We start from the raw sequence: 18,492 nt of genomic DNA, 5'->3' as shown, positions 1-18,492 counted from the left end.
TTTATTAGTAACTGTAATAAACCCTTATAAAAATCCAATAATTCTAAAATATATTTATAAGTTTTTTAGGTAATTTAGATACAACCTTAAATTAATTCTTAATTATTTTATAGCTTTTAATATTTCAACTAAGAAATCCCAAACATTTTTTACTGAAGATATGCTAACATGTTCATTTGGAGTATGAACATCATACATATTAGGACCAAATGAAATCATATCTAATCCTTCTATTTTTTCTCCTAATAATCCACATTCTAATCCAGCATGTATAGCTATTATTTCAGGATCTTTTCCTGTCATATTTTTATATACATTGCTGCAAAGTTCTCTTATTTTTGAATCAGGATTATATTGCCAAGCTGGGTATGGTGCTTGTATTTCAAATTCTCCACCTAATACTTCTGCAACGTCAGCTATTTCATCTAAAAGTTTAGTTTTTAAAGTTTCAACTGAACTTCTTGTTGAACTAGCAAAAACAATTTTATCCCCTTCTGTAGTAACAACACCTAGGTTTGTTGAACTTTGAACTAATCCTTTCATTTCTATACTATAAGTATCAACTCCATCAGGAATTAAGTTCATTATTTTTATTGCCTTAAATGTAGTGTCTTTAGAAAATACTTTATGATTTTCTTCTTTTTTAACTAAAGTTACATTAACTCCACTATCATTAGCATGGTATTCATCCTTTAATATTGAATCCCATTTTTGAATTAATTCTTCTAATTTTTTAACATCTTCTTTTTTAACAGCTAGTAAAGTGTCACATTCTCTTGGAATAGCATTTACCTTAGATCCACCATTAATTGATATTAATCTAATATCACAGTTAGCATTAATATCATTTAATACTCTTCCCATTAACTTATTAGAGTTTCCTCTTTGTTTATCTATTTCCATTCCAGAGTGACCACCTTTTAGTCCTCTTAGCATGATTTCATAAACTTCAAAATCTTTTTCCATTTCTTCAAATTTTATTGGTAAAGTAACTTCACTTCTAGCTCCACCTGCACAGCTTACTAAAAGTTTTCCTTCTTCCTCTGAATCTATGTTTAAAAGATATTTACCTTTTAATAAAGTTCCATCTAAAGCAATAGCTCCACCCATTCCAACTTCTTCATCAGTTGTAACTAAAAGCTCTATAGCAGGGTGTGCTATATCATTTGAAGCTAAAACAGCCATTCCATAAGCTACTGCTATACCATTATCTGCTCCTAATGTAGTTCCTGTAGCATATATATAATCTCCATCTACTCTAAGTTCAATAGGATCTTTTTCAAAATCATGTATAGTATCTTTATTTTTTTCACATACCATATCCATATGACCTTGTATTATTACTCCTGGTGCATTTTCATATCCTGGAGTTGCAGGTTTTCTTATTATTACATTTAATGATTCATCTTGTATTGTTTCAAGTCCTAAACTTTTTCCAAAGTTAACTAGGAAATCACTTATTCCCTTTTCATTACCTGATCCTCTTGGAATTTGTGATATTTCTTCAAAATATTTTAAAACACTTTGTGGTTCTAAACCTTTTAATACATTCATTTTTTACCCATCCCTTCCTATTATTGTGGTAAAATATAATTAATTTAATAATTTATTCTATTATATCAAATATATCAAACTTTTAAAGCAATCACTAAACTATTTTAGTTTAAACAAAATGAGGTGGTTTTTATGCAAAAAACAAAAATGATATTTACAATTGGTCCTTCAAGTGATTCAGAAGAAATTTTAAGAGAGTTCATAAGAATTGGTATGAATGCAGCTAGATTAAACTTCTCACATGGAGACCATGCAAGTCATAAAGAAAAAATAGAACTTATTAAGAGACTTAGAAAAGAAGAAAAATCAGCTACAGCTATCTTATTAGACATTAAGGGTCCTAAAATAAGAACACATAATTTTAAAAATGGCGAAGCTGAATTAAAAAATGGTGATGAATTCACATTCTCTTGCGGAGATGAAATATTAGGTGATAACACTAAATGTTCAATCTCTTATAAAGAACTATATGAAGACATAAAACCTGGTGGATCAATACTTGTTGATGATGGACTTTTAGAATTTAAAGTAAAGGAAGTCCGTGGAACTGATATAATATGTGAAGTTATTGAAGGAGGTACTATAAAAGACCATAAAGGTGTAAATGTACCTAATGTACCAATCAAACTCCCTGCAGTAACTGAAAAGGATAGATCTGACTTAATATTTGGTTGCGAGATGGAAGTAGACTTTGTAGCAGCTTCTTTCATAAGAAAACCTGAGGATGTACTTGAAGTTAGAGAAATTCTAGACTCTCATGGTGGAAAAGATATAAAAATAATATCAAAAATAGAAAGCCAAGAAGGTGTAGATAACATAAAAGAAATAATTAAAGTTACTGATGGTGTAATGGTTGCTAGAGGTGATATGGGAGTAGAAATTCCTATAGAAAATGTACCTATAATTCAAAAAAATATAATTAAGAAATGTAATCAAGCAGGGAAAATAGTTATAACGGCAACTCAAATGTTAGATTCTATGATAAGAAATCCAAGACCTACTAGAGCTGAAGCTTCTGACGTATGTAATGCCATATTTGATGGTACAGATGCCATAATGCTTAGTGGAGAAAGTGCTTCTGGTAGCTTCCCTATAGAGGCAGCAATGACAATGTCTAGAATAGCAAAAAAAGCAGAAGCTAACTTAGACTATAATTATCTTTTAAGAAGATTAAAGGATCCAAATCCAAATCCAGATGCCTTTGCAGATGCCATAAGTTATTCAGCATCAAAAACAGCTAGCAAATTCCCTACAAAAGCTATAGTAGCAGCCACTCAGACTGGTTCAACTGCTAAGATATTATCAAAATATAAACCTAGCTGTCCAATAATAGCTATTACTCCATATGAAAAAGTTAGAAGAAGCCTAGCTTTAAACTTTGGAATAATTTCTAAGAAATGCGCTTATTTTAATAGTACAGATGAGATCATAGAGGAAGCTAGAAAAGTAGCTAAAGAATTCCAAATAGCTGAAACTGGAGATAATATAATGGTAGCTGCTGGATTCCCAACATCAATAACTGGTGGAACAAACATGCTAAAAATTGAAAAAATATAATTTAATATAAAAAAGGGCTATATCAAAATATAATAATAAAACTTACAAACATATTCCGAGAATTACTAGATTTCGCTAAGAATTTATAATCATTACTTCGAAAATATCACTAAAGCTTCGAAACTTGCTACGCTTCGAACAGTCTCAGCTTTTTAACGTGATATTTTCTACGTAATAATTTAAATTCTAAAGCTCATCTAGATATTCTCTTCATACTGTTTGTAAGTTTTATAAAAAGCTATTTTGATACACACCCTTTTCTAATCTATAAAACCTATAAATTCTTAATGAAATCTATTATTTAATTAAATCATTCATAGTTTTTATTTTTAGAACTATAGATTTAATCCTTTGAATAAGTCAGCTAATGAATAACCTTCTTCTTCATCATTATACTGCATATATTCATTTGAAGTTTCTACAGCATCTTTTATACTTAAGCTCATTTTCTTGTTTTCATCATCTATATTTAAGATTTTAACCTTAACTTCTTGACCTAATTCTAAAATATCTGATGGCTTAGCTATATTTTCATCAGTAATTTCTGAAATATGAACTAATCCTTCTATTCCTGGTAACACTTCAACAAAAGCTCCAACATTTATAAAATTAGTTACTTTTCCAGAAACAACATCACCAACTTTTAATCCTTCTAATGTTTCCCATGGATTTTTAATAACATCTTTTAATGAAAGTGCTATTCTCTCTCTATCAATATCTACTTCTGATACAAATACTTCTACTTCATCTCCAACTGATACAACCTCTTCTGGCTTATGAACTCTTGACCATGACATATCACTTAAGTGAACTAATCCTTCTACTCCACCAATATCAACAAAAGCACCAAACTTAGCTAATCTAGTTACTTTTCCCTTTCTTTTTTCCCCTTCTTTAATTGAAGACCAAAGAGCTTTCTTTTCATTATTTCTTATTTCTTCATCTATTACTCTTCTTGAAACAACAACTTTTCTATTCTCTTTATTAAATTCTATAACTCTAACTTCTAAAGTTTTTCCTACTAATTCTTCTAAATTCTCTATTCTTCTTCCTGCACATTGAGAAGCTGGCATAAATACTCTAAGACCATTAAAATCTCCTACTATTCCACCTTTAACAACTTCTTTTAAAGAAACTTTTATTGATTTTTCTTCTTCAAATGCTTCTTTTAAATCATCCCAAACCTTTATTGCATCTGCTCTTTTCTTTGATAGAAGAACATTTCCTTCTCCATCATCTCCACTTAATACCATTACAAATATATCATCATCTACATTTATTGAATTTATATCAAAATTCTTATCATTTGAAATTTCATTTCTTGGTACCACACCATCTGCAAAATGACCAATGTTAACTATTATTTCATCATTCTTTACGCTTATAACTTTCCCTTTAACTATTTCACCTTTATGAAAATGCTTTAACTCAAAGCTATCCATTAATTCTGACATTGTAAGATTTTCACTCATATTTACATCTCCTTTATTTAAGGCTTACTTTATAAAATATTTTACATAACTATATGTTATAAAACAAGTAGGCATATAGCTTATTGTAGTTTTATATAAATAAAAAATTACCTAATAACATATTGCCATTAGGTAATTAAACAATTTAATCTTCAATTGAAACTAATTCATAACCAACTTCTTCTAAAGCATCTCTTAAAGTATCTTCATCAACTTCAGTATCAACAACAGCTCTGCCAACTTCTACTTCTAAAACATCTACTCCGTCAACGTCTAATAAAGCTGCTTCAACGTGTCTAACACAATTTGAACATGACATTCCATCAATCTCTAAAATAAGTTTGCTCATAAAAAAAATCTCTCCTTAAAATTTTAATTTATATTATTTATTTTAATTTTATATAATAATTCATAAATATTAACCCTTAAGTTTTTAATATCTATGATTTTTAGCTAATCTCTAGTAAATACCCATGTATCTCCTTCAGAAAGCCTCTCATTAAATTCATATCCATCTAAATCAAAGTTTTTTATGTCTTCTGATTTAGTAATCCTATTCTTCGTTATGTATCTAACCATTTGTCCTCTTGCCTTCTTAGCATACACCGTAACAACCTTATATTCAATACCTTTTCTTTCTTTAAATACAGGGGTTATAACTCTAACTTTTTTCTCAATTTTCTTTATAGACTTATAATACTCATTAGAAGCTAAATTTATAATAACTTTTTCCTTGTGATTTTCTAAATCTTTTAAAACAGCTTCCATTATTTTATTTCCCCAAAAGTCATAAAGATTTTTAGAGCCATCAATTGAAATTTTTGTTCCCATTTCTAATCTATATGCCTTTGTTCCATCTAAAGGCTTTAATGCCCCATAAAGTCCTGATAATATTCTTAAAGAGTCATTACAAAATTCTAAATCTTCTTTAGTAAAATCATCTGCATCTAAACCTCTATAGGCTTCCCCTTTAAAAGATAATACAAAGGGTTTTTCATCACCATAGTAAATTGTATTCCAATCTTGAATTTTGGTGAATGTTTGCACTCCTAAATCTTCACTTATTTTCATAAGTGGGCATAAATCTTGAATTTCTAATTCCTTTAAATTATCCATGATTACTTCAGCCTCACTGATAAAAATAGGTTTGCTTGTTTCTATATTTAAATTTGGTTTTGTTAAATCTAAAGTTTTTGCAGGTGATAATAAAGCTATCACAAGTATCACCTCTTTCTAATTTTGTTAAAAACATTATATAATAAAATAATTTTATTTAAAACTACCCTAAACATATTATTATAGAATTATTTAAATATACTTAATAATAATACTTTCAGAAGATTCAATCAATATATTTATAAAAAAAATTAAGGCCAAAAGACCTTAATTATTTTTATATAGACTGTTATAACAGTGATTTATTATATCACTTCTTTTTATTATTCCTATAAATATCCCATTATCATCAACAACTGGTACAAAGTTTTGAGAGATTGCTAATGATATTAAACTTTCCATATTTTCATTAATACAAACACTTTTGTGTTTAACTCTTCTTGGTATTTCCTTTACACTAACTGTGTTAGTATTTTTAAAATTAAGCTCTGGATTTCTTTTTAAAGTCCAAAGTAAGTCCCCTTCTGTTAATGTACCCACATATTTTCCTGTTTTATCTATAAGTGGAATAGCTGTATATCCATGATGCTCCATTCTTTCGATAACTTGTCTCATTGTTGCATCAGTATATTCATATGCTACTTCACTTTTTGGTGTTAGAAAAAAAGCAATATTCATAATATATCAGTTCCCCTAATTTTTTATAGTAATTGTTATACTTTTATTTTATCATATATATGTTTTTTTAAGTGACAATCTATTGTCATTTAGCTAACTTTTTAAATTTATAGTCAAGATCAATGTATTCTGTGTCATTTATTAAAGAGTTTGTAGATTCATAAACTAAATTGCCTGATAAGGTCTTTTTTAGTACAACCTCTTGTCTAACATTTCTATTGCATTTTGGACATTTTCCTATTGATACAAATCTCCAACTAAATAATCTAAAAGGATGGTCCATTTCAACTTTAATATTACATTTAGGGCATTTAAATTCTACATCTTCACACTCTAAATTATAATTCTTTAAATCTTTAACCCTTATAGAAGGCATATTGTAGACATCTTCTACTATATACTCTTTTACCTTTTTACCATTATATAATCTTTTAAAAACCTCTGCCGTATAAACAGCATCATTTAGTGCATCATGTAGTTTACTTTTATCCATTTTTATCTTTAACTCTTCTAAAGCATGTTTTAAGCTTAAAGATTTTTTATGCGCTAATATCTTTGTACAATATTTTTGTATATCAATATATTTTTTTATCCAACTTATATTCTTATATGAATGATACTTAGCATTATTAACTATGTGAACAATATCATCAGTAGCCCAGGAACAAAGTATATCATCTTCCCCAATAAAATCTTTAAGGTTGTCCATGGCATCTTCGAATTTAATTCCATCTTTTAAATGATCTTCAGTTATTCCTGTTATATCTATTATCTTTGGATTTAAAACCTTAAATACTGATGGTTTAATATATGTCTTAAACTCATCAACTTCTTGCATGAACTTATTTAATTTTATAGCCCCAATCTCTATTATTTCATTATAGGAATCTAATTCCTTTAAATCTTTCTGCTCATTATAAATATTAGGATAAAATTTTGTAATATTTTGCATATTATTAAATTCTAGGTCTATTATTACATACCCCATTCTCTACATCCTCTCACTATCTATATCCATATATAATTATGCCATGAATTTTGGATTTTTTCATTAAAATTGATTTATTATTTATCTGCTACTTTTTCTAATAATAAATCTTAATTATCCTATCTAATAACTTTTATTTTATTGAGTTAATTCCTAATTTTCAATAGACAAAACTTAACTTTTATTTAAATAAAAAAGGGGGCTGTATCAAAATATAACAATAAAAGTTATTTTGATACATGCCCTTTTAATTTCTAAAACTTAGTCCAAAGTTCTAATGCTCTATTAACTAAGCTTTCATGTCTATCTTTTAATGAATCCATATTCCAATCAGATAATTCTAAAACTTCTTTAGTTATAGCAAAATCACTTTTCTTACTTAAGTATTGTTCAACTTTTTCAGCAAATGGTTTATTGTTAGCTCTAGTATTTTTAGCACCTGTTATTATAACTAAGTTACCAAACTTATTAGCCCAGTTCCTTCTTTGATCAGCTGAGAAGTTATCTTTCCAATAAGCTTCTTTAGCATTTCTAGGAAGAACATGCTCTATCATAATCTTATCGCTATAATCTAAAACTTCATTAGCTCTCTTTTCCATATCAAGTCTTACGAAGATATACTTAGGTATCATCATTCTACCTTTGCTATAGAAATCTATATCATTTAAAGCATTTTCAAAGTATGCAGTTGTTCTCTCTAAGTCATATAAGAATACTGGTGCTTCTTTTATTTCTTCTAAAGAATCTTTTTCTTCTATAGCTTCTAAAATTCCATAAACTCTATTTAATCTATCAGCAAATGAATTTCCGTTTACCCAATCAATAACAAGTCTTTTTTCTAGAACTTTAACAAATTCTAAGACTAACTTATCATCATTGAATTTCTCAGCAAATCTAATAACTGCTGCCATCCAATCATCATATGGTAAGAATTCTCTCATTATGTTTATTAAGTTTTTATAATAAGATTTTTCTTCCTCTGATACTCCTTCAAGATTACCGTCTATTATATACTTGTCATATAAAGCTTTTACAGCAGTTAAATGATTTACAAAGTTAACTCCTAGATATTCTGGTTCATTTCTAAATATCTTTTTGCTAAACTCTTCATATACGCTTTCTTCAACTTTATTTTTAAGCTTCATTGTTCTCATGAAACCTATGATTTGATCTAGTTTTTCCTTACCTAAATCTTGTTCATGACTTTCCCAAATATCAGTGTACTCTTTTCTTATTTCAGGATTCATAACTCTTAAGTTTTCACTCTTTAAAAGATCTGAATCTGTTAAAGGTAATCCTCTTGCATTTATTACATTGAATAATCTAAATGCTGAAGTAAATGATTCTGTTGTTATTACAACTAGTACAACTTTTTGAAGTAAATAAACTATAAACTCATTTAACTTTTCTTCTAAAAGTTCTCCATTTTCATTAAAGAAACTATCTCTAAATACTTCTATTGCATTAACCATATTTTGTTTAGCTTCTGAAAGTTCTTCCATGTCTAAATCTTTAACTAATTCTGTTCCACCATTAGTTAATATGTACTTTTTAAAGAACTCTTCTTCTTTTCCTCTAGCCTTAACTCTTATGCTCTCTTTAATTCCCATAAGAACATTTGGTTTTTGATATATTAAATCAGATAATACTTTTTTATACTCTTCATTATCTATTAAATCTCTTATTGCAGCAATTAACATGATTATAGATGTAAGTCTTTGTTGTCCATCTATTACATCATATATTCCACAGCCATCATCTTTATATTCCTTAGAACATAAAACAATACTTCCTAAGAAATATGGCTCATATTGATCAAACTCTTTATTTCCTCTTGCTTTATTTAGTTCTACTGACTCCCAAATATCCTCAACTAATTGCTTTAAATTTTCTTTAGTCCAAGAATATGCTCTTTGATAATCTGGGATTTCAAATAAGAACTTATTACTTAATAAATCCTTTATGTAATATTCTTTTGCTTTTACCTTTTCTGTAAACAAAATATACATGCCTCCTAATTTTTTGCTATTTATTCTAAGTCCTCTTTTACTAATAACTCTACTCATGAAAAAAAGCCATTTAAGGCTTTTTCACTAAATACATCATTTGTTTATTATATCAAAATTAATTTAATTTGTCTAAAATTAAGTTATTTTGCTGTTTATATATAGAAGTATAATTTTATTCAATATCTATTCCAGCCATCTTCATTAAATATCTAGCATTTCTTGTTTGTGAAACACCTTTTCTTAAAATATAATCAAACTTTAATTTATTATCCTCATAATATTCTCTAAAATTATAATTTTGTATAGTAGAATCTTTTTTCTCCATATCGCAAAGTTCAAAATCATGAGTTGAAACTAATCCTAAGGTATTTCCTTCTAAAAGTTGATTTATTAATATCTCTGCTCCCTCATGTCTATCTAAAGAGTTTGTTCCTTTAAATATTTCATCTAACAAGAATAAAATCTTTTCTCCTCTTTTTACTCCTTCAACTATAATCTTTATTCTAAGTATCTCTGCATAAAATGAAGATATACTTTCTTCAAGATTATCTCCAGTTCTCATACAAGTATAAACTTTTAATATTGGCGCTTCAAAACTTTCTCCTTTTACAGGAAGTCCTAGATAAGCTAATATACAGTTGAATCCAACAGTTCTTAAAAATGTACTCTTACCTGACATATTAGATCCTGTTATTAAGATTACTCTCTTATCCTTATTAATATCAAAACTGTTTCCAACGCCCTTTTCTCCTAACATTGGATGGCTAAGATTTTTTCCCTTTAAAGTATAGTCATCATTTATTTTTGGTATAGCCCATCCATGATTATTATAAGTAAATCCAGCTAAAGAAACTAAAGCCTCTAAATCTCCTAAAGAAATCATCCATTTATAAAACTCATCTTTATTAGAACTCTTCCACTTTTCAAGCTTTGATAGAATTTGATAATCCCAAAGTAAATAACAGTTTAATAAAAGATAAAAGGCATTTCCCCTATCATAAAGCCAGCTAGTTATCTTTTCTAAGCTTTTAAGCTCTTTACTAGCACTTTTACCCTTAATATCTAAGTTACTTTTTATACCTTGTATTATATTTGACTGGAAATTCTCTTTTTCTATTAACTCTAAAGCCTCTACATAAGTTTTTATTCTATATTTTAAATCTTCAAATATATTTAATCCTTTAATAACTTCCTTATTGCCAAGCTTCAAAATACCATAACTTATAACAAGAGAAATTAATAATATTTGCCATGAAATAATATTCATACCAACTAAAATAGTAATTCCAATATTTATTACTGGCATTATTATTCTAAGAATATTTAATAAAGGTGATATGGCTTTACTGTCTTCTTTTAACCATTCTCCTAAATACTTCTCTTTTTTTCCTTTTTTATCTTTTAATGAAGCTATAAATTCATGTCTAAAATCCACTTTTTTAGAAAGCTCCTTTAAAGCCTCCTGTCTTAATAAAATTTCTTCTTTATTTGGAAGTTCTTCTAACTTTAATAAATGACTTAATTTCTCTCTTCCATAAACAGTACCAGTTTCATTTATCCATTGAAACAAAGAATTTTTCCCGAATATATCTAAGTCATTTATAAAAGGATGCTTATTATCTAAATATTCTTCTCCTAAGTCATTAAATTCTCTCCACTTTCCCTCTAACCTAAGAATCTCTTTTTTATTAACATCTATAAGAGCTTCTCTTTTACTTATTTTATTTACTATACCTTCATGAACCTTTGCTAAATATAAAAATAATATAGAATTTAGCAAAAATAATATGATTCCAAAGCTTATTGATCCTATGCTATAAGCGTAGTAAATAAAAAATAAAATACTTAAAGAAACTACTAATCTTAATGCGCTGATTATATTATAGTCTCTCTTTAATCTCTTTAAAGCACTTGAATACTCTTCTATTCTTTTTTCATAAATATCTTTTCTATTCTCCATATTTATCCTCTCAAAACACTTTTTTAATATTATACCATAGTTAACATATTTTAATGCAAGACTCTCCTTTAAACTATGACACTTTCTAAATTTATATGAAAAAATGATTTAAATCTCTTATAAATAAAGTCTATATAAAAATTAAAAATATACTTAAATTAAGGCTTTAAAATTAAAATAAAAAGGCCATATCAAAAACTAATAATAAAATTTATTCTGATATGACCTATTTTTCTTGTATTTTTTGTATTTTTAAAAGTTTATCTCAAACAATTAACTAATTTTCCTATTTAATTTTGCTACTTTTCTCCCATGCCATTCATAATTTCTCTAATTTGAGTTTTAAGTATATCTGATTTTCCACCAAATATAGCTTGAATATTTTCTCCAACTTGCATTACCCCAGCTGCTCCAAGCTCTTTTAATCTTTCTTTATTAACTTTGCTTGAATCGTTAACTGTAACTCTTAATCTAGTTATGCAAGCATCTAATTTATTTATATTTCCTGCACCACCTAAAGCTATTAAAATTTCAGCAGCTAAGTCATCATTTACAGTTTCATTATCCATATCATCAAATATATCATCATCTTCTCTACCTGGAGTCTTAAGATCAAACTTTCTAATAAAGAATCTAAATAAGAAATAGTAAATTACAGCAAAGCCTAATCCTACAAGTATTACTAACCACCATCTAGTTCTATTTGGAATTACTCCTAATAGTATAAAGTCTAAAAGTCCCCCCGAGAAAGTCATACCTATTTTAACATTTAATAATTGCATTATCATAAAGGATAACCCTGCTAATACACAGTGGATTGCAAATAATACTGGCGCAACAAATAAGAATGCAAACTCTAAAGGTTCAGTAATTCCTGTTAAGAAGGAAGTTAAGGCAGCTGAGAATAAAATACCTGAAGCTATTTTCTTTTTACCTGGTTTAGCTTCATGATACATTGCTAAGGCTGCAGCTGGCAATCCAAACATCATAAATGGGAACTTTCCAGTCATAAATGTACCTGCTGTAAATGGAACTCCATCTCTTAATTGGGCAAAGAATATTTGATTATCTCCCATTATTAATTGACCTGCTTTATTTGTGTATTCTCCAAATTGGAACCAGAATGGATTATACCAAATATGATGTAATCCAAATGGAATTAATGCTCTTTCTATTATTCCAAATAATAAAGCTGATAGGGTTTGATTAGCACTTATCATATTTTGTGAGAAGTACAATAAGGCACCTTGTATTGGAGGCCATACAAATACCATTATTCCTCCAAGAATTAAGGCAGAAATAGCAGTTATTATTGGGACAAATCTTTTACCTGCAAAGAATCCTAAGTATGAAGGTAATTCTATCTTATAGAACCTTTTATATAAAGCTGAGGCTATAACTCCCATAATAATTCCACCAAATACTCCAGTTTGAAGTGTTGGTATTCCAAGAACTGTGGCATACATACCATTTTTAGTACCAGCAACTATGTCGGCAGTTATTCCTCCACCAATTCCCATTGTTACATTAAGTATTAAAAAACCAACTATTGCTGCAAGACCTGCAACACCGTCTCCTTCTGATAATCCTACAGCTACCCCAACTGCGAATAATAATGCTAAGTTTGAAAATATTATATTACCTGCATCAGACATTATTGTAGCTATTAATTGAAACCACCCTGCATTTAATGCTGGCACTAAGCTTAAAAACTGAGGATCTTGAAACATTGATCCAAATCCAAGTAATAAACCTGCCGCTGGTAATAAAGCAACTGGTAACATCAAAGCTTTACCTATTCTTTGTAAAACTCCAAAAGCTTTCTTCATCTTAATCTCTCCTTTTAAATGATTTCTTTCTTTATAATTCCTAAAATACACAAAAAATAAAGACTTAAATTTATTATTCCTATAAAACACCTATTTTATTATTAATAGGTATTAGAATAATAAATCTAAGTCTTGCCTTCTAACTAAGTAACAATACTAACTATTCTCTTTTATTTTTGTGATGATAATGCATTATATATTTTTGAAAGATTTTCTTTCATAGCATCTATATAACTTATACCATCTTCATTGCTTTCTAGAGTATATATTTTTTCAATTTTTCCACCAACTTCATTAGCTAAAGTTTGAGAAATTTTTTCACTTGCTAACTCAGGCATAAAAATTGTTTTTATATCATTTTTCTTACAGAACTCAACTATCTCTTGCATTTTTTGAGGAGTTATTTCTCCCTCTCCAAATAAGTTTTCTACACTAACTTGTTTTAATCCAAATTCTCTACATAAGTATCCAAAAGCAGCGTGACCAGTAACAAAGTCTTTATTAGCTAATCCATTAAACTTTTCTTTGTACTCATTTGCTAAAGAATCTAATTTCTCTGCAAACTTTTTAAAGTTTTCTTCGTAATAACTTTTATTATCTGAATCAACCTCAACTAAAGCATCTTTTATGTTTTGAGCTTCTATTTTAGCTCCATCTAAGCTTAACCAAAGATGAGGATCTACCTTATCACCTTCTTTTAATACTTCAGCCCCTTTAGAAGCTTCAACCACTTTCACATCTTTATTTTCCATTGTATTAAGAACTTGCTCTTTCCAATGTTCCATACCTAATCCATTATAAACAAAAACCTTAGCCTTATTTAACTCTAATAAATCTTGAGTTTTTGGTTCAAAATCATGTGGCTCTGTTCCATTTGGAACCATAGTCTTAACATTTACCTTATCTCCACCAACTATTTCAGTAAACTCTCTTAAAGGTTCAATACTTACAGTGACATCAACCTTACCGTTATCCTTTTTATTTTCTGCTGTTTTAGCACTTTGACACCCAACAAAAAAAGCAGCCATTGTTACTCCTAAAAAAATCGATACTAATTTCCTTCTCATACTTCCTCCTGTTTGCAAATGATTCGCATTATTATAATATAAACTTTATATTACTTTTCTATTATTGTCAATATTTATAATAAAACTATCATAAAAATAAAAAGGCCTAATCAAAATATATTATAAATAAAACTTATAAACATATTCCTAGAATTACTAGGTCTAGCTAATAATTGTTTGTAAGTTATATAAAATTTATTTTGATATAAGCCCTTCATTTTAAATTAAAGCTCTATTATATTTACTTTTTCCTTATCTTTAAGAATATTTATTTCTCTTTTTTGGCATGTAAATAAAATTATTTGATTTTTATAAACTCTCTTATATATTATATCTAACATAGTTTTTAATCTATTATCATCATACTGAGTAAAACTTTCATCTAATATTATTGGAACTTTTTTATCTTCAAATATTATGTCTATTATGCCAAGTCTCAATGCTAAATATATTTGGTCATATGTTCCACTACTTAGATAAGAAGCATCCATAATTTTATTGCTTTTTGTATCCTTAACAACTAAGTTATAATCTTCTGATACTCTTAAATCTTTATAAGCACCCTTAGTTACATCTTTAAAGATATCTTCTACCTTTTTATTTATAACAGGTCCAAAACTTTTTTGAAGTTCCTTAAAGGCTTTTTCCATGTAGTTTGTTGCAATCTCAACCCCCTTAAGTTTTTTCTCTAAGGACTTAATCCTTTCCTTAACTTCCGCTATCTCTTCATCTATTAAAAATAAACTTCTACAGGTTAACTCTTTGCTACTAATTAAATATTCTACATCCTTTATTTCTTTTTCAATATTTAACAAGTCATTATTTTTTAATTTTATTTCATTTAAGATTTCTTCTTCACTATTATAAACTTCATTTTTAATCTCTGATTCCTCATATGAAAGTCCATTTTTAACTTCTAAAATATCTCTTCCCTTAAGTAATAGATTGCAATTTTCTTCTACACTATTTAACTTATTTTTTAAGCCTTCCTTATATTCTATTTTAGCTTCTATTTCTTCTAATCTAGAATATACTTCATCTAAAGTAATATTTTGTAGTGATGTATTTTCTAAATAAGCTTTTATTTTCCCTTCTATTTCTAATCTTCTATTATTTAATTGATTTAAATCTTCCTTAATCTCATTAAATTCTGATTTTTTTCTTATTAATAAATCTTCCTGGCTTTTCTTTTCCCTTGAAAGTTCTAAGATTTCATCTATAGAACCTGCCCCTGTAACTCTTAGTAACTTATCTATAAAAGCTTCATTACTTAATATTTTTTCCTTAGTTTCATCTTCTTTTAATAAAATCAAACTTTTCTCTTTTTCCTTAATTTCTACATAGAGAATATCTAACTCTTTTTTAATAAATCTATAATCCTCTAAAGTTTCTTTAATAGAATACTCATCTTTTACCTTAAGGAATTGTTTATATTCATCAATTTTACTTTTTAATACTTCTATTTCCTTTTTCTCATTTATAAGCTCATCTATTTCATTTATTCTTTTACTTATATTATTTTTTTCTTTTTTATTTAAGCTACTTTTAGCTAATAAAAATATAAATAATAACATACCTAAAATTGAAAGTGCTAAAGTGATTATATTTTCACTCTTGAAATAGGATATAAATAAGAAAGCACATAATAAAATACTTATTACTTCCCCAACTCTAAAGAGAAAAATTTTTCTTGAAAAACTTTTACTTTCCTCTTCAATAATATTCTTCTCATCTTTTAAGTTTACATTTATTGAAGGATATATTTTTTCATTATTATATTTATCTAAATCCTTTTCTATTTGTAACACCAAATTATCATTTAATTTTAAAGCATTTAAATGACTTAAAAAATCATCTTTCTTTTCATTTAACTGATAAAGCTCTTCTTTTACCTTTTGAATAACTTGATAATTTTCTCTTAATCTATCATCTTCAATCCTAAGCTCTATTAATTTAGTTTCTAAATTATTTGATATTTCATTTAAAATTCCATAACTCTTTAATTTTTCATTATACTCATAAATAGATTCTTTTAACTTATCTATTTTATCTTCCTTTTCTTTTAGTGATTCTTTTAGAAACTCATAATTTTTAAACTCATCTCTTAAGTTATTTAACTTTTTCAAATCACATATAGCTTGTACACCTTTTAACTCTTCTAATAAAACTTTTAATTCCTCTTCTAATTTTTCTTTTTTATTTAAATACTCATTTATATTTTCATACTCATTTTTTAATTCTGATTTTTTTAAATTTTTCTTATGTAATTCTAATTCTTCTATTTTTAAATTTAAGTCAGTTCTTTTTTCTTTTAATCCTTTTAAGTAAAGCTCATTTTCTATATTTTCCTCATGAATTTTTACTCTTTTATATCTTTCTTCTAAAAGCTCACTTTCTTTAATTCTTAATAAATCAAGTTTTCCTGTTTTTCTTGAATTAGTTAAGGACTTTTTATTTTCCTCTAAATTATTTTTTATTTTTTTATAAGAAACCTCATCAGCTCCACATTCTAAGATATTAATAATTTTATTTAATACATCATCCTGCTTTGAACTCTCTACAGTACACCCCATTTGACTTATAAATAGAGTATTCTTAAATCCCTCGCTAGAAAGATTAAATACATCCTTACCAGGTTCTTGCCATGAGTATTTATTTATCTTTTCTCCAGTTATATTATTTAATATATTTCCCTCATCATATTTTTTTGTTTTACCAAAACTTCTATCTATTAAAATTTCTTCACCATTATCCTCTACAAGTAACTCTCCTGAAAAACTTCCTTCCCCTAATGGTGTGTACTTTGCTCTATCTGATAAAGTTTTTTTGCCTCTTTTATTATCAACTCCATATAACATTACCTTTATGAAAGATTGTAATGTACTTTTTCCACTTTCATTTTCACCATATATTATGTTTAATCCATCTTTTAATTCTATTTCTTTATTTTTTAATTTTCCAAAGGACTTCACATTTATTTTCTTAATTATCATTTAAATTCACTTCTCCATCTAAAATACTCTCCATACCAATTCTAAAAGCTATATCTAGTATCTCTTCATCCTCTTCATTAGATTCTAAAGCATCCTTGATTAAAGAACAAAAAATACCCTTAATTGAATACTCATTGCTCATTTCATCAATATCTATTTTCATTCTAGTAGAATTTACAATCTTACAGTAAAAGAATTTATCTCTAATTAAGTTTTCTATTAAATCACTATCTATTTTAAAAGACTCTTCTATATTCCCTTTTAAGATGATTTTAAATAGATTTTTTTCTCTTGATTCTTTTGAAATAGTATTAAGTATCTTATCTATAACCTCTTCTTTAGTTTTACAATTTGATATATCAATTTCCTTAAGAAAATACTCTCTTTTATTAGTCTTTATAAAATCTAGGTCTACAACTCCAAGGGATACCTCTCCTAATATTATTCCTTTATCTCCTTCTTCATCAAATCCTCTTCCCTCTGGACATCCTGAATATGCATAATAGGTATTACCGATTCTTTTTATTCCTGAAAATTTATGAATATGTCCTAAAGCAATATAATCCATCTTACTCTCTTCTATTTCCTTAAATAATAAGGGATTATACTCTCCTGTTTCATTATTCCCTAAATCACCATGTAAAACCATTATTTTTACTAAATCCTTATCCTCTTCTTTTGGAGTAAACTCCTTAAGATTTGACTCTTTTATATATTTTTCCTTAAAGGATGCTCCATAAACAACAGTATTTAATTCAGGTATTTCTATTCTTTCAATTTCATCCTTAAATATATGAACATTTTCGCCTAAGTTAACCATATTATAAAAAGATTTTTTATTATATGGGTCATGATTTCCTGCTGAAATAAATACTCTTATATTATGTTTTTTAAGTTTATCCATTTGATCCTTTATAAAAGTAAGAGTACTCTTTTCTATAGTATCATTGTCAAAAAGGTCTCCCGCTAAAAGAACTAAATCAACTTTTTCATCAATTCCTCTATTTATTATTTTACTAAAGCTTTCTCTTAACTCAGCTCTCCTCATTGTACCAATTTCCTTTGGTAACTCTTTAAAAGGAGTATCAAAATGAATATCACTACAATGCAATATTTTTACCTTTTTCACCAATATGACACCTCTCTTATTCCAATTTATTCTAATTTTATCATAGAGATTGTCAAAAAAAAAGACTACATAGAGGATATAAATCCTCTATGTAATCTTTTTTGCGGTAGAAGTTTAAGCATCATGTTTTGGCGGTTTAC

13 protein-coding genes are annotated in these 18,492 nt (G+C 27.3%); 1 reads left to right on the top strand and 12 read right to left on the bottom strand.

Annotated elements, in window-relative coordinates; translation table 11 throughout:
- Positions 1–102: 102 nt before the first annotated feature.
- Positions 103–1,554, bottom strand: coding sequence for an aminoacyl-histidine dipeptidase (locus I6G60_RS04605; RefSeq protein ID WP_004457780.1), 1,452 nt, complete (start codon positions 1,552–1,554; stop codon positions 103–105).
- A 132-nt stretch (positions 1,555–1,686) separates the two neighbouring features.
- Here I6G60_RS04605 and pyk point away from each other — a divergent pair, with 132 nt between their 5' ends.
- Positions 1,687–3,111 carry a pyruvate kinase gene (gene pyk / locus I6G60_RS04600; protein ID WP_003478599.1) on the top strand — a complete coding sequence of 475 codons (1,425 nt, stop codon included), beginning with the start codon at positions 1,687–1,689 and terminating at the stop codon, positions 3,109–3,111.
- 335 nt (positions 3,112–3,446) lie between these two features.
- Here pyk and rpsA read toward each other — a convergent pair whose 3' ends face one another.
- The 11 genes from rpsA to I6G60_RS04545 form a co-directional block, all read right to left on the bottom strand.
- A complete protein-coding gene (gene rpsA, locus I6G60_RS04595) occupies positions 3,447–4,583 on the bottom strand; it encodes a 30S ribosomal protein S1 (RefSeq protein WP_197925628.1) in 1,137 nt (378 codons plus the stop codon).
- Between the two features lie 145 nt (positions 4,584–4,728).
- Complete coding sequence (locus tag I6G60_RS04590) at positions 4,729–4,932, bottom strand: heavy-metal-associated domain-containing protein (RefSeq protein WP_003452305.1); 204 nt, start codon at positions 4,930–4,932, stop codon at positions 4,729–4,731.
- Between the two features lie 104 nt (positions 4,933–5,036).
- The gene (yaaA, locus tag I6G60_RS04585; RefSeq protein ID WP_136002401.1) at positions 5,037–5,801 is read right to left on the bottom strand and encodes a peroxide stress protein YaaA; all 765 of its coding nucleotides are present in this window, start codon (positions 5,799–5,801) and stop codon (positions 5,037–5,039) included.
- A gap of 165 nt (positions 5,802–5,966) precedes the next feature.
- Complete coding sequence (locus I6G60_RS04580) at positions 5,967–6,377, bottom strand: CBS domain-containing protein (protein WP_003452437.1); 411 nt, start codon at positions 6,375–6,377, stop codon at positions 5,967–5,969.
- Positions 6,378–6,462: 85 nt separating this feature from the next.
- A complete protein-coding gene (locus I6G60_RS04575; protein WP_003452466.1) occupies positions 6,463–7,365 on the bottom strand; it encodes a 3'-5' exonuclease in 903 nt (300 codons plus the stop codon).
- A 254-nt stretch (positions 7,366–7,619) separates the two neighbouring features.
- Positions 7,620–9,365 carry a DUF262 domain-containing protein gene (locus I6G60_RS04570; protein WP_003478602.1) on the bottom strand — a complete coding sequence of 582 codons (1,746 nt, stop codon included), beginning with the start codon at positions 9,363–9,365 and terminating at the stop codon, positions 7,620–7,622.
- A gap of 181 nt (positions 9,366–9,546) precedes the next feature.
- Complete coding sequence (locus I6G60_RS04565; RefSeq protein WP_197925626.1) at positions 9,547–11,334, bottom strand: MutS family DNA mismatch repair protein; 1,788 nt, start codon at positions 11,332–11,334, stop codon at positions 9,547–9,549.
- Positions 11,335–11,633: 299 nt separating this feature from the next.
- A complete protein-coding gene (ptsG, locus tag I6G60_RS04560; RefSeq protein ID WP_197925624.1) occupies positions 11,634–13,163 on the bottom strand; it encodes a glucose-specific PTS transporter subunit IIBC in 1,530 nt (509 codons plus the stop codon).
- Between the two features lie 170 nt (positions 13,164–13,333).
- Complete coding sequence (locus I6G60_RS04555) at positions 13,334–14,230, bottom strand: metal ABC transporter substrate-binding protein (RefSeq protein WP_197925622.1); 897 nt, start codon at positions 14,228–14,230, stop codon at positions 13,334–13,336.
- Positions 14,231–14,454: 224 nt separating this feature from the next.
- Positions 14,455–17,223 (bottom strand): AAA family ATPase, encoded by a 2,769-nt coding sequence (locus tag I6G60_RS04550; protein ID WP_143831403.1) that lies wholly within the window; start codon positions 17,221–17,223, stop codon positions 14,455–14,457.
- Positions 17,213–18,352 (bottom strand): metallophosphoesterase family protein, encoded by a 1,140-nt coding sequence (locus tag I6G60_RS04545; RefSeq protein ID WP_164808799.1) that lies wholly within the window; start codon positions 18,350–18,352, stop codon positions 17,213–17,215. The genes I6G60_RS04550 and I6G60_RS04545 overlap by 11 nt, the downstream gene beginning before the upstream one ends.
- Positions 18,353–18,492 lie beyond the last annotated feature (140 nt).

This window comes from Clostridium perfringens, assembly GCF_016027375.1.
Classification (GTDB): domain Bacteria; phylum Bacillota; class Clostridia; order Clostridiales; family Clostridiaceae; genus Sarcina; species Sarcina perfringens.
This window is presented reverse-complemented; position numbering and strand designations above follow the sequence as displayed.